The 12,856-nt window shown below is 64.2% G+C and carries 10 protein-coding genes and 1 tRNA gene; 2 read left to right on the plus strand and 9 right to left on the minus strand.

What is annotated here, in order from left to right:
• Positions 1-62: 62 nt before the first annotated feature.
• The 8 genes from gatA to rfbB all read right to left on the minus strand — a co-directional run bounded on the left by gatA (position 63) and on the right by rfbB (position 9,671).
• Positions 63-1,532: an Asp-tRNA(Asn)/Glu-tRNA(Gln) amidotransferase subunit GatA gene (gatA, locus tag DSAT_RS05040; RefSeq protein WP_020886512.1), complete on the minus strand. Its 1,470-nt coding sequence runs from the start codon at positions 1,530-1,532 to the stop codon at positions 63-65.
• A gap of 72 nt (positions 1,533-1,604) precedes the next feature.
• A complete protein-coding gene (gene gatC / locus DSAT_RS05045; RefSeq protein ID WP_020886513.1) occupies positions 1,605-1,889 on the minus strand; it encodes an Asp-tRNA(Asn)/Glu-tRNA(Gln) amidotransferase subunit GatC in 285 nt (94 codons plus the stop codon).
• 23 nt (positions 1,890-1,912) lie between these two features.
• Entirely contained in the window at positions 1,913-3,937 is a 2,025-nt protein-coding gene (locus tag DSAT_RS05050; protein WP_020886514.1) for a type 1 periplasmic-binding domain-containing protein, read from the minus strand.
• Between the two features lie 92 nt (positions 3,938-4,029).
• Positions 4,030-5,937 (minus strand): molecular chaperone DnaK, encoded by a 1,908-nt coding sequence (gene dnaK, locus DSAT_RS05055; protein WP_020886515.1) that lies wholly within the window; start codon positions 5,935-5,937, stop codon positions 4,030-4,032.
• 108 nt (positions 5,938-6,045) lie between these two features.
• The gene (locus DSAT_RS05060; protein WP_020886516.1) at positions 6,046-6,567 is read right to left on the minus strand and encodes a nucleotide exchange factor GrpE; all 522 of its coding nucleotides are present in this window, start codon (positions 6,565-6,567) and stop codon (positions 6,046-6,048) included.
• A gap of 60 nt (positions 6,568-6,627) precedes the next feature.
• The gene (gene hrcA / locus DSAT_RS05065; protein WP_020886517.1) at positions 6,628-7,665 is read right to left on the minus strand and encodes a heat-inducible transcriptional repressor HrcA; all 1,038 of its coding nucleotides are present in this window, start codon (positions 7,663-7,665) and stop codon (positions 6,628-6,630) included.
• 99 nt (positions 7,666-7,764) lie between these two features.
• A complete protein-coding gene (gene rfbD, locus DSAT_RS05070) occupies positions 7,765-8,652 on the minus strand; it encodes a dTDP-4-dehydrorhamnose reductase (RefSeq protein ID WP_020886518.1) in 888 nt (295 codons plus the stop codon).
• A complete protein-coding gene (gene rfbB / locus DSAT_RS05075) occupies positions 8,649-9,671 on the minus strand; it encodes a dTDP-glucose 4,6-dehydratase (RefSeq protein WP_020886519.1) in 1,023 nt (340 codons plus the stop codon). The genes rfbD and rfbB overlap by 4 nt, the downstream gene beginning before the upstream one ends.
• A 157-nt stretch (positions 9,672-9,828) precedes the next feature.
• On the opposite strand from rfbB, the gene DSAT_RS05080 reads away from it, so the two are divergent.
• A tRNA-Val gene (locus tag DSAT_RS05080) sits at positions 9,829-9,904 on the plus strand.
• Between the two features lie 57 nt (positions 9,905-9,961).
• Positions 9,962-10,420 (plus strand): tRNA (cytidine(34)-2'-O)-methyltransferase, encoded by a 459-nt coding sequence (locus tag DSAT_RS05085; protein ID WP_020886520.1) that lies wholly within the window; start codon positions 9,962-9,964, stop codon positions 10,418-10,420.
• Positions 10,421-10,606: 186 nt separating this feature from the next.
• Here DSAT_RS05085 and DSAT_RS05090 read toward each other — a convergent pair whose 3' ends face one another.
• Positions 10,607-12,724 (minus strand): TRAP transporter permease, encoded by a 2,118-nt coding sequence (locus tag DSAT_RS05090; protein ID WP_020886521.1) that lies wholly within the window; start codon positions 12,722-12,724, stop codon positions 10,607-10,609.
• Positions 12,725-12,856 lie beyond the last annotated feature (132 nt).

The following is a 12,856-nucleotide window of genomic DNA, read 5'->3' on the forward strand; positions in this document are numbered from 1 at the left end:
GAAACTTTTGCAAAAGTTTCCCCCTCCCCTCGCCCGATTCATCCCCTCCATCCCCAACGCATCTATCCCAGCCCTGCCGGTTCCGGCATGGCGGGCAGCAATGCCTCCAGGCCGTGGGCGGCGGCCAGGAGGCGGTCTTCCTTGAAGTACTGGCCGAACATCTGAAGTCCCACGGGCAGCCCCGTGTCCTTGCCTAGGCCCACGGGCAGGCTCAGGCCGGGCAGCCCCGCGAGGTTCAGGGAGATGGTGAAGATGTCCATGAGGTACATGGTCAGCGGGTCGTCCACCACGCCGCCGATGGGGAAGGCCGGCGTGGGGCAGGTGGGGCCGCAGATCAGATCGCATTTCTCGTAGGCCTGCTCGAAGTCGCGGCGGATGAGGCGACGAACCTGGGCGGCCTTGCGGTAGTAGGCGTCGTAGTAGCCCGAGGAGAGCACGTAGGTGCCGATGATGATGCGGCGCTGCACTTCGTCGCCGAATCCCCTGGTGCGCGAGCGCTTGTACATGTCGATCAGTTCGGAGGCGTCCTTGTCGCGCAGGCCGTAGCGCACGCCGTCGAAACGGGCGAGGTTGGACGAGGCCTCGGCCATGGCTATGATGTAGTAGGTGGCGATGGCGTAGTCGGTGTGCGGCAGGGAGATATCCACCACTTCGGCCCCGGCGGAGACGGCCGCGTCCACGGCCGCGCGGCACGAGGCCAGCACCTCGGGATTCACGCCCGCGCCCCAGAATTCGCGCGGCAGGCCGATGCGCACGCCCTTGAGCGCGTCGGGGCCCTTCAGGGCGGCCGCGTAGCCAGGCACGGGCGCGTCCACGGAGGTGGAGTCGCGCGGATCGTGTCCGGCGATGACCGAGAGCACCTGCGCGGCGTCCTCGACGCTTCTGGTCAGCGGTCCGATCTGGTCCAGGGACGAGCCGTAGGCCACCATGCCGAAGCGCGAGACGCGGCCGTAGGAGGGCTTGAGCCCCACGCAGCCGCAGAAGGCGGCGGGCAGGCGGATGGAGCCGCCGGTATCGGTGCCGAGGGCCGCGAAGCATTGGCGCGCGGCCACGGTCGCGCCCGAGCCGCCGGACGAGCCGCCCGGCACGCGCGAGACGTCCCAGGGGTTCCTGGTGACCTTGAAGGCCGAGTTCTCCGTGGACGAGCCCATGGCGAATTCGTCCATGTTGGCCTTGCCGATGATTACGGCGCCCGCGTCCTTGAGCTTGGCCACGGCCGTGGCGTCGTAGGGCGGAACGAAGTTTTCCAGTATCTTCGAGCCGCAGGTCGTGGGCGTGTTCGTGGCGCAGAGGACGTCCTTGACCACTACGGGCACGCCCCACAGGGGTTTGCGAGCGTCCGGGCCCTCGGCGTCGAGCGCGCGGGCGCGGGCCAGGGACGCTTCGCCCTGCACCGAGAGCAGGGCGTCGATCTTGGGTTCGGTGGTCTCGATGCGCGCGAGGCAGGCGCGGGTGGCCTCCTCGGCGGAGATGTCGCGCGCGGCAAGGGCGGCGCGTATTTCGACGAGGGTCTTTGTTGTGAGGTCGCTCATGAATATTCTCATTCCGCCTTGGATTTTCTTTCCGTGCACGATCCGCGCATCGCTGTAAAATGCCGCAAATCCCTAGACAATTTTCGGGACGATGAAGAACTGCCCGTCGGTCTCGGGCGCGTTGGCCAGGATCTCGTCGCGGGAGAAGTCGCGCCGCGTCTCGTCGACGCGAAGCGCCGTGGGAAGCTCGACCGGGCTGTACAGGGGCTCCACGGCCGAGGTGTCGACTTGGCCGAGCTTGTCCATGTAGGAGAGCACCTGATCGAGCTGCGGGGCGAAGTGCGCGGCCTTTTCCGGGGTCATTTCCAGGCGCGCCAGATGGGCGATCCGTGTCACGTCGTCAGCGGATATTTTCATGTCTGCTCCTTGTCGGGCGTGGCTCAGCGGCTTTCCCTGATTTTTCTGCGCTCTTCCGCGAGTTTTTCGCGCAAGAATTCGACGCGCTCCTTCTGGCGCTCGCGGGTCTGTTCGAGGCGGGCACGGAAGGCGTCGGCATCGAGAATGGCGAGACCGTTGCTTGCCGGCGTGAAGATGAAGAGTTCCTGGCGGGCTTGGCCGTTCTCGTTCCAAGTGATGGGCGCCAGACTCCACTCGAAATCGTCGAGTGAGGCCAGACGGCGGTTGACCGTGGGCGGGCCGAAGCCGCGCTCGAAGCCGCCGAGCCGGACCGCGAAACGGACGAAATCGAAGCCAAGGGCGGTCCAGAAGTCGGGTTCGCCAAGTCCCATGTCGGCCAGAGCCTGGCGCAGAGACCGCCTTCCGGCCGAGGCATCGGCGCTGCTCCAGGGCCCGGGAGAGGCGGCCAGCCTGAAGTAGCGCGTATCCACTTCGCGGCTGGCGGCCAGGGCTTGGCTCCACAACTCGGGGCCGAGCAGCACGAGTTGCTCCTGCTCGTAGAAGTGGAAGTGCGGGGCCAGAAGCTGCGCCTGAGCCCATCCGTCGGGCATGAAGACCGCCTGGAACGAGGGGTCTGGCGGCGGCATGCGATCGCTCAAGGCGGGGTCGCGGTCCGGGGCTTTAAGCATTTCGGCTACGGTGCGGCCCCAACGGGCCGGTTCGGCCGGATGATAGGTGGTGTTGGCCGTGACGTGGCCGCCGTTGCGCGCGACCTGCTCCTGAAAGAGTGCGGCGGCGCGCAAGCCGAAGTTCTCCTGCGGGGCGACGACCGCGAAGCGGGTGATGCCCAAGTCGTTCATGGAGAAGCGCACCAGGGCGGATATCTGGTCGTCGAGGCTGCCGAAGAAGCGCCAGGCCTCGCGTCCTTCTGCGGCCTCGCCGAGCGACGGCAGGAAGCCGAAGAGCACGCGTCCGGCCAGGGCGTTCGAGGCGGCCAGTTCGCGGAAGCGGCCGATCTCCAAGGGCCCGCCGACCACGACGGGGCCGGGCGGCAGCGCCGCGAACTCGGCGAGCCAGTCCGGCGACTCGGTGTTGATGACGTGCACGCTCACCGGCGCGCCCTGGGAGGCGAACTGCCATCCGGCCGCGTCAGCGCCGCGCAGGATGGACCAGCCCACGTTCTCGAAACGGCCTGACAGTGGCAGGAGCAAGGCCAGACTGACGCTTGGCACGCCGTGTTCGTCTTCGAGGCGGGCCAGGATGCGCGCCAGCGGGTCGGGTCGGGCAAAGGCGTGCGGGGTAAGGGCCCGGCGCATGGTCTGCCAGGCTGCGGGCCATGCTTCGGGGATGCGTTCGGCCAGCCTTGCGGCATGAAGGAAGGACGCCAGCGGCTCGGGGAACGGCCCCGAAGGTGACGATCCGGCAGCCATTGCGGCCAAACGGTCGTCGGGCAGGCGCATGAAGAATTCGCGGGCCGAGTCTTCGAGGCGCAGCCGGTCGTCCCTGTCCCTGGCCAATGGGGCGAGCCGGGAAAGAAGCGTCATGATGCGGTCGTCAAGACCCGGTGCGGCCGGTGCGGCGGCAAATCCCTCGAAGACCCGTTCTCCGAGTTCGAGCCGGGTGGCGGCAGGCAGCATGGAGTCGTCGAGAAAGGCGTCCAAGGTCAGTAGGGCGGCCGTTTCGTCGCCGCTGGCGTGCAGTGCTTCGATCCTGGCCGCCTGCCAAGCGGGACGTGACGGTGCGGTGGGATCCATCTCGGCCCAGGCTTTGAGCCCGGAAAGCGCGTTTCGGGCGTGCCCGGCGCGCAGGGCGGAGACCACGTAGCGTTCGCTCCAGGTGGAGCGCTCGGCAGGCGTGCCTTGCCCAAGCTCCAGGAGTTGGCCGTGATACAGTTCGCTTTTGCTCCACTGACCGTCTTGATAGGCCTGTTCGGCCGTGTCCTGGAGTATCCGCTCGGGAGACGGGGGCGGCCGGACGCCGTCTGGGCGTGCGGGCTGCTTTTGGCAGCCCGCAAGCATCGTCAGCAGGAGCAGGGCGAGAAGGATGTGAAGGGTGCGTCGTAACGTCATCAATGAAATGTAGCCTGGAAGGGGGTGAATGAAAAGGCCCGGCGTCCTGTTTCCGGAGCCGGGCCGTATCTCGCGCCGTGCGCGGCGAAAGGCTACTTGACCTCGGTGTAGTCCGCGTCCACCACGTCGTCGTCGCCCTTGCCGCCCTGGGGCTTTTGCCCTGCCTGGGGTTGACCGTGTCCGGCCTCGCCGCCCTGGGCTTTCTGAGCGTAGAGTTGCTCGGCCAGCTTATGCGAAGCCTGGGCCAGTTCTTCGGAGGAGCGCTTGATGGCCTCGACGTCGTCGGAGCCAAGCTGTCCCTTCAGTGCGTTGATCTTGGACTCGATTTCAGCCCGAAGCGCGCCGTCGACTTTCTCTCCCAGGTCGCGCAGCGACTTTTCGGTGGTGTAAACGAGCTGGTCGGCGTGGTTCTTGGCCTCGATGAGTTCCTGCTTCTTCTTGTCGTCATCGGCGTGGGACTCGGCTTCCTTGATCAGGCGCTGGATGTCCGATTCGGAGAGGCCGGAAGAGGCCGTGATGCGGATGGACTGCTCTTTGCCGGTGCCGGTGTCCTTGGCCGAAACATTGACGATGCCGTTGGCGTCGATGTCGAAAGTCACCTCGATCTGAGGCACGCCGCGCGGCGCGGGCACGATGCCGGTCAGTTCGAAGCGGCCGAGCGTCATGTTGTCGGAGGCCATGGGACGCTCGCCCTGCAGCACGTGGATGCCCACGGCGGGCTGGTTGTCCGAGGCGGTGGTGAAGACTTGGCTCTTGCGCGTGGGGATGGTGGTGTTGCGTTCGATGAGCTTGGTCATCACGCCGCCCATGGTCTCGATGCCCAGGGAGAGCGGGGTCACGTCGAGCAGGAGCACGTCCTTGACGTCGCCCGCCAGGATGCCGCCCTGGATGGCCGCGCCCATGGCCACGACCTCGTCGGGGTTCACGGAGCGGTTGGGCTCCTTGCCGAAAAACTCGCCCACCTTCTTCTGGACCAGGGGCATGCGGGTCATGCCGCCCACGAGCACCACCTCGTCGATGTCGCGGGCCGTGAGCCCGGCGTCGGAGAGGGCCTTCTTGCAGGGGCCGATGGTCCGCTCGACGAGATCCTCGACCAGGGACTCCAGCTTGGAGCGGCTGATCTTGATCATCAGGTGCTTGGGACCCGAGGCGTCGGCGGTGATGAAGGGCAGGTTGACCTCGGTCTCCATGGAGGTGGAGAGTTCCTTCTTGGCCTTCTCACCGGCCTCCTTGAGGCGCTGCAGGGCCATGCGGTCCTTGGCGAGGTCGATGCCGGTCTCCTTGCGGAATTCGTCCACCAGGTAGTTGATGACGCGTTGGTCGAAGTCCTCGCCGCCGAGGAAGGTGTCGCCGTTGGTGGCGCGCACCTCGACGACGTTGTCGCCGACTTCGAGGATGGAAATGTCGAAGGTGCCGCCGCCCAGGTCGAAGACCGCGATCTTCTGGTTGTGCTTCTTGTCGAAACCGTAGGCCAGCGAGGCGGCCGTGGGCTCGTTGATGATGCGTTTGACTTCCAGTCCGGCGATGCGGCCGGCGTCCTTGGTGGCTTGGCGCTGGGAGTCGTTGAAATAGGCGGGAACGGTGATGACGGCCTCGGTCACGGTTTCGCCGAGGTAGGCCTCGGCGTCGGCCTTGAGCTTTTGCAGGATCATGGCCGAGACTTCGGGCGCGGTGTATTTCTTGCCCATGACCTCGACGCCGGCGTCGCCGTTGCCGCTGTCAACGATCTTGTAGGCGCAGTGCTTGAGCCATTCCTTGACCTCGGGCGTGTCGAACCTGCGGCCCATGAGGCGCTTGACCGCGTAGACGGTGCGCTCGGGGTTGGTCACGGACTGGCGCTTGGCGATCTCGCCCACCAACCGTTCCTTGTCGGTGAAGGCGACGATGGACGGCGTGGTCCGGCCGCCCTCGGGGTTGGTCACGCACTTGGGATCCTTGCCTTCCATGACGTAGACGCAGGAGTTGGTCGTACCCAGGTCGATGCCGATGATCTTACCCATTATTATCCTCCAGCAGACGGAATTGTCGCGTGTAATGAAGCGGTTTCGTCGAGACAATCACGAGGTATAACCACATTATCGACGGAGTAAAGGGAGTTTGGCCGATTTTTATGAGCCTTTCGCGATCATGACCTTGGCCGGGCGGATGATTCTGCCCTTCAGCCGATAGCCTTTTTGAAGAATCTGGACCACGCGGTCCGGACCTTCGGCGTTGTGTTCGGCGATGCCCACGGCCTCGGCCCAGGCGGGGTCGAAATCGTCGCCCGTCTTTCCGACCTGCTCCAGGCCATGGCGGGCAAGGGTTTCGAGAAACATCTTCACTGTCATGTCCACGCCGGTGACGAGTCCGGAGCAGGCTTCGATGTCGCGGCCGTGCGTCAGCGCCAGATCGAGGTTGTCGAGCACGGGCAAAAGGTCGGCGAGCACCGCTTCGATGGCGAATTTGCGGAAATCTTCCTTTTCGCGCTCCAGGCGGCGTTTGGCGTTTTCGAGTTCGGCCAAGGCGCGCAGGCGTTCCTCGTGGGCTTGGCGAAGCTGCTCCTCAAGCGAAGGCTCGGCGGGAGTTTCGGTCCCGGCTTGGTTTTCCGCAGTGTTTTCGTCGCCGGGAAGGGACGTTTCCTTTTCGGACATGGCGTATCGTTCCTCCGTGAGGTTCTTTGTGAATCGAGACAAGATCGGGGAGCGGCCCGGTCAAAAGCGTTTGCGAAGGATGTCGCTGATGGCGTCGGCGGTGCAGGTGACCACGGGCATGAGTCCCGCGTAGTTCATGCGTATGGGGCCGAGCAGGCCAATGGCCCCGATGCTCTGCTCCGCGGCCCGGTAAGGCCGGGCGATGACCGAGATGCCGGGGAATGCTCCTTCGCCCGCCTCGCGGTCCAGGGAGACGAGTACGCCGCCGGACTCCATGACCTTGTCCAGAATGTCCAGAAGCTGGGTGCGCTCTTCGAGCATGCCAAGGACGCGTCGGATGACCTCGGGACCCGAGAATTCCGGATGCGAGACGATGTTCAGCGCGCCTTCGATGAATATCTCTCGCTGTTCGCCGGTGTCCATCGTCTCCTTGGCCATGCGCAGGGCGCTGGAGAAATACTCGGAGAGCGCGTCGCGAGTGCGCCGCATCTCGGACAGGATGTGCGCCCGCACCTGAGCTACGGTCTTGTCCATGAAGAGGTCGTTCAGATAGTTGGCGTAGCGTGTCAGATCGTCGGGCGTGACCGGCGTGTCGAGTTCCACGAGCTTTTTCTGTACCAGCCCGCCTTGCAGCACCAACACGACCATGACCAGCGAGGGCTTGATCTGGGCGAATTCGATACGCTTCCAGCAGACGTGTCCGGAGAGCGGGGTCATGACCATGCAGACCTGCTTGGATATGTCGGACAAGAGGCGGCATGCCTGGCGCAGCATGTCCGTGAGGTCGCCCGCCGAGCCGCCGAGACTTTGCGCGATGCTCTCGCGGTCGTCTTCGGAAAGGGGCGCGGGATGGATGCCCCGATCGAGATAGAAGGTGAAGGCTTCTGCGGTGGGCACGCGGCCTGCCGAGGTGTGCGGCTGCTCCAGATATCCCTTTTCCGTGAGGTCGGCCATGACGTTTCGGATGGAGGCCGGGGAGAGGTTGAGCCCCGACTTGCGCGAAACCGTGCGCGATCCCACCGGCTGGGCGGTCTCGATATACAGATCGATGATCGTCGTCAGAGTGTGGATTTCGCGTTCGTTCAATGCGCAGACCATGCCGCAATTCCTTTGCCGGGCTTCTTTTCAGGTGCCTCATGCGGGTAACAATGCCCACCGCACCTGTCAAGGGAGCCAGGACGCTCAATGGGCGGACTGCTAGTCCTCTCCGAGCGCATCTCCCAGGGCCAGATCGGTGAAGATGTAGTCGCGCAGCCCCTGCTCCCACGGGCGAGGGACAATGCCCGTGGCCTCCGTGAAGGCGTCGAGGTCGAGCACCGAGAAGCGCGGCCGCTTGGCCTTGGCGGGCCAGGCGTCCGTGGCGATGGGCTCCACGCGGCAGGGATACCCGGCCAGATGCACGGCCTGCGCGGCCAGTTCGCACCAGGTGGCCTTGCCGCCGGAGGCCAGGTGGAAGAGACCTCGCGCCCCGGAGTCCAGAAGGACCACGGAGTTCTTGGCCAGATCGGGAGTATAGGTGGGCGAGCCTGTCTGGTCCGCGACCACGGTGAGCTTGTCCCTGGTGTGCGCCAGATCGAGGATTTTTGAAACGAAATTGGCTTTGCCCGGCCCGAAGAGCCAGGACGTGCGAATGATCAAGAGATCAGGGGGGGCGATCTCCAAAAGCGCCTGCTCGCCCGCGAGCTTGCTTTGGCCGTAAACGGACTCGGGCGCGGGATTGTCCTTCGCGGTGTAGGGGGTATCCTTCTTGCCGTCGAAGACGAAATCCGTGGAGAAGTGGACTAGGGCGATGCCGAGTTCGCGGGCGCTCAAACCCAAAAGGCGCGGCAGGTTGCGGTTCAGGCGGAAGGCGGCGTCTCGGTCGTCCTCGGCCTGGTCCACGGCGGTGTAGGCCACGGTGTTGAAAATGGCCGTGGCCTGCTCCCGCTGGCAGGTTTCGCGTAGCGCGCCCTGGTCGAAGGGGTCGAAGTCCTCTCGGCCCAAGGCCACGGCACGCCAGCCCGCAAGCGGCAGCGCCTTGGTCAGGGCCTGCCCGAGCAGCCCATGGCGTCCGCCGAGTACGAGAGCGACACGTGCGGCGCTCACTTGCGTTCTCCGTACCAGGAGTCCATGAATTCGCGGTAGGCTCCGGTCTGCACGGCCGAAAGCCAGGCGGCGTTGTCTTCGTACCAGCGCACGGTCTCGCGAAGGCCGTCGGCGAAGCCGATGAGGGGCGTGAAGCCGAGTCTGGCCTGGGCTTTTTCGTAGCCCATGGCGTAGCGACGGTCATGGCCGGGCCTGTCGGCCACGAAGCGGATCAGGTCCTCGGACTTGCCCAGAATGGCCAGAATAGTGCGCACCACTTCGAGGTTCGCCTTTTCGTTGTCGCTGCCGAAATTGTAGACTTCGCCCGGTTCGCCCTTCATGAGTGCCAGTTCCACGCCTCGGCAGTGGTCGAGCACGTGTATCCAGTCGCGTACGTGCAGGCCGTCGCCATAGACGGGCAGGGGTTCGCCCGCGCGTGCTTTGAGGATCATCAGCGGGATGAGTTTTTCGGGGAACTGGTAGGGGCCGTAGTTGTTGGAGCAGCGGGTGACGACGACGGGCATGCCGTGGGTCTTGAAGTAGGCGCGGCACAGCATGTCGGCCCCGGCCTTGGAGGCCGAGTAGGGCGAATTGGGAGCCAGCGGCGTGGTTTCGGTGAAGGTTCCGGTGGGGCCGAGCGCGCCGTAGACCTCGTCCGTGGAGATGTGCACGAAGCGTTCGACCCTGGCCTTGCGCGCGGCTTCGAGCAGGGCGTGCGTGCCCATGACGTTGGTGGTCAGAAAAGGCGCGGAGTCCGCGATGGAGCGGTCCACGTGCGTCTCGGCCGCGAAATTTATCACCGCGTCCACGGCTTTGCCGTGCAGGATGTCGTCGAGGAGGCAGGCGTCGCAGATGTCGCCCTTGATGAAATGATATCTGGCGCCGCCATGGCGCGCGGCCATGTCCGCGAGGTTCTGCGGATTGCCCGCGTAAGTCAGCTTGTCGAGATTGACGATGGACACGTCTTCGCGCGAGGCGAGCATGTGGCGGATGAAGTTGCTTCCGATGAAGCCTGATCCGCCGGTGACGAGCAGGCGCATGGGTATCCCCCCAGAAGGTCTCGGACAAGGTCGGAGACGGCGTCCGGTCCACCGTCCTTATAGAAAAGGAATCCGCAAGGCAAATGGCCGGGGTGCAAAAAAGACGCAGAAAGGTCTTGCCAGACGACGGGAATTTCCGTATTTAGTCCCTCCCTTCGGGCGATTAACTCAGTGGTTAGAGTGCCATCTTCACACGGTGGAAGTCGAAGGTTCAAATCCTTCATCGCCCACCACGATCTCAAAAGCCCCGGCCCGCCGGGGCTTTTTCTTTCGCAAAAAAAGGTTACATCGTGCGCATCGTCCTCTTTGAGCCGGAGATTCCGCCCAATACCGGCAGCATCGCCCGCCTGTGCGCGGCCACTGACACCCCCCTGGATCTGGTGGGAAAGCTCGGTTTTTCCCTTGATGATCGCTACCTCAAGCGTGCGGGGCTCGACTACTGGCCCTCGGTCCGCCTCGCCACTTGGCCCGACTGGGGCTCCTTTCTCGAAGGCGTTGGCCCGGGGCGTATTGTCCTCTCCAGCGCCAGGCAGGGCACGCCGCACCATGAATTTTCCTATGAGCCTGGAGACCGAATTGTGCTCGGATGCGAGACCAAGGGGCTGCCCGGCTGGTTTTTCGAGCGCCATCCCGAGCACCACGTACGCATCCCCATCTGGGGCAAGGTGCGCAGCATAAACATCGCCAATGCCGCGTCAGTCCTGCTCTATGAGGCCTACCGTCAAATCGGAGTTCTGGACGGGAAGTAACCCCATGCTACTGAAAAAGCTCTGCCTGCCGCATTTTGAGCTGCCTGGATGATGAACTTGACAGCAAGCTCGTTCTCGGGTTTTCGGCAGCGATTTCGAGCTTGTATCATCTGTCAATAAAAAAGGCGGCCGGTCAGGGGATATCCCCATGACCGGCCGTCGTTGCTTATTCAGTGTTGCGGATTGCTACGCTTCTTGAACGGTTGCACCCTTCGGCACGGGATTACGCTTGTTCTGGGCCTTTTGCCAGAAGTACAAGCCGAGCATCATGCCCACTCCGATGATGTTGGTGGAGTAGTGCATGTGGAAGCACAGCAGCGTGGCCACAGCCGCGACGATCCACTGCAGGACGCTCGTGCGGCGCACGAAGTAGCCCATGGAGACCACGGAGAAGGCCATGGTGCCGATCAAGGCGCTGACCCAGGCGTGCGTGATTTCGCTCACGGTGCCCGCGAGCATGAAGGCCGGGTCGTAGGCGAAAAGGAACGGCACCACATAGAGCAGCTTGGCGAACTTGAAGGCGGTCCAGCCGGTTTTCCAGGGGTCGGCTCCGGCGATGGAAGCGCCTGCGTAAGCGGCCACGCAGACCGGCGGCGTCAGGTTCGATGCCTGGCTGAACCAGTACACGATCTGGTGCGCCGCCACGGCCGCGGTGACGATGCCCGCCGAGGTCGCCACGTCGCCATGCAGGCTCGGGTCGGAGAGCATGGCTTGCAGCGAGGGCACCGCGAGCACCGCGATGATCAGATAAGAGGCCGTGACCGGCACGCCCATGCCCAGGAAGAGCGAGGCGATGCCGATGAGGGCGATGGCGATGGGCAGCTTGGCGTCGGCCGGGCTGAAGTAGCCGCCGGAGATGGTCGAGATGCTGTCGCCCATGCTCTGGGCCAGAGAGATGACGATGTCGGAGAACTTGAGACCGATGCCGGTGAGGGCGATGGTGCCGACGATGATGCCGATCACGCCCACCGTGGCGCCGATGACCAGCGTGGCGCGCGCGCCCTGAATCATGGCCTCCCAGATCTGCCTGGGGCCCATCCTGTATTCCTTGTCGAACTGGCTGATGAGGATGCAGGAAATGGTCGCCCAGAAGGCCGCGTTGCCCGGGGAGTAGCCCACGAGCATCATGGTCACGATGATCAGCAGCGGCACGGATTTGTACCAGTGCTTTTTGAAGATGGAGGAGGCGGATTCGGAAAGCTCTTCTTCCTTGAGCCCGCGAATGTTCAGGCGGTGCGCTTCGAGATGGATCATGGAGAGCACCGAGAAGAAGTACAGAAAAGCCGGGAAGATCGAAATGAGCATGATGTGAACGTAAGGCGTGTTCGTCAGTTCGGCCATGAGGAAGCCGCCCGCGCCCATGATCGGGGGCATGAACATGCCGCCGATTGAGGCGGCGGGCTCGATGGCTCCGGCAACGTGCGGCTTGAAACCCGCGCGTTTCATGAGCGGGATGGTGAAGGTGCCCGTGGACACGGTGTTGGCGATGGCAGAGCCGGAAATGGAGCCGAAGAAGGCCGAAGCGATGACCGAGACCTTGGCCGGGCCGCCGAGCGTGCGCCCGGCGAGCGCCAGCGGCCAGTCGATGAAGAACCTGCCCACGCCGGATTTCTGCAGGAACGCCCCGAAGAAGATGAAGGTCACGACGTAGGTCACGAGCACGTTGGCCATTACGCCGAACACGCCGTCCTGTTCGAGGAACAGGGTCACGGCCATGCGCTGCACGGTGAAGCCGCGGTGCGCGAAGATGTCCGGGAAATAGGGGCCGAAATAGGCGTAGACCAGAAAGAAGACGCCGCACAGCGTCATGGTCGGGCCGAGCACCCGGCGGCAGGCCTCGATGGAGACCAGCAGGCCGATGATGCCGACCCACATGTCGAGTTCGGTTTCGGCTCCCGAGCGGTAGTTGAGAGCCTCGAACTCGGCGATCCAGTAACCCACCGTGAAGACGCTCAGGCCCACCATGAGCAGGTCCGTCAGGGTGGGGCGTTTCATGTTCGAGCGCCTGCTCAGGGGGAAGGCTAGAAAGATCATGACGTAGGTCAGGGCGACGTAGATGCCTCTGTTCCACTCCACGCTCACCGGTTTGACGCCGGCCGAATAAAGATAGAAGAGGACCATGAAGGCGCCGAGGAGGTTGAAGATCATCAGCCAGATGCCGGTGAGCGATCTTCCGGCCTTGGATTCCTTGGCGATGACTTTCTTCAGTCCTGCCTTTTGTTCGGCGCTCAGACCGGAGGCGCCGAGATCTTGCTCCAACTCGCGGTCGAGGGAGTCTTCTCGGGATGGTTTCGAGTGAGTCATTTCCGCTCCAGGGGTAGGGACGGGTGATCCGCTGTTGTCGTTTGAATGATCCGGGCCATGGTCCTTCGCGTCAAACGCGCGAGGGGAGTCGCGCGGCGGCGCCGGACCGCATCCCAGAGAGCGGTCCGGCGC

The sequence above is a fragment of the Alkalidesulfovibrio alkalitolerans DSM 16529 genome (assembly GCF_000422245.1).
In the GTDB taxonomy this organism is placed as follows: Bacteria; Desulfobacterota; Desulfovibrionia; order Desulfovibrionales; family Desulfovibrionaceae; genus Alkalidesulfovibrio; species Alkalidesulfovibrio alkalitolerans.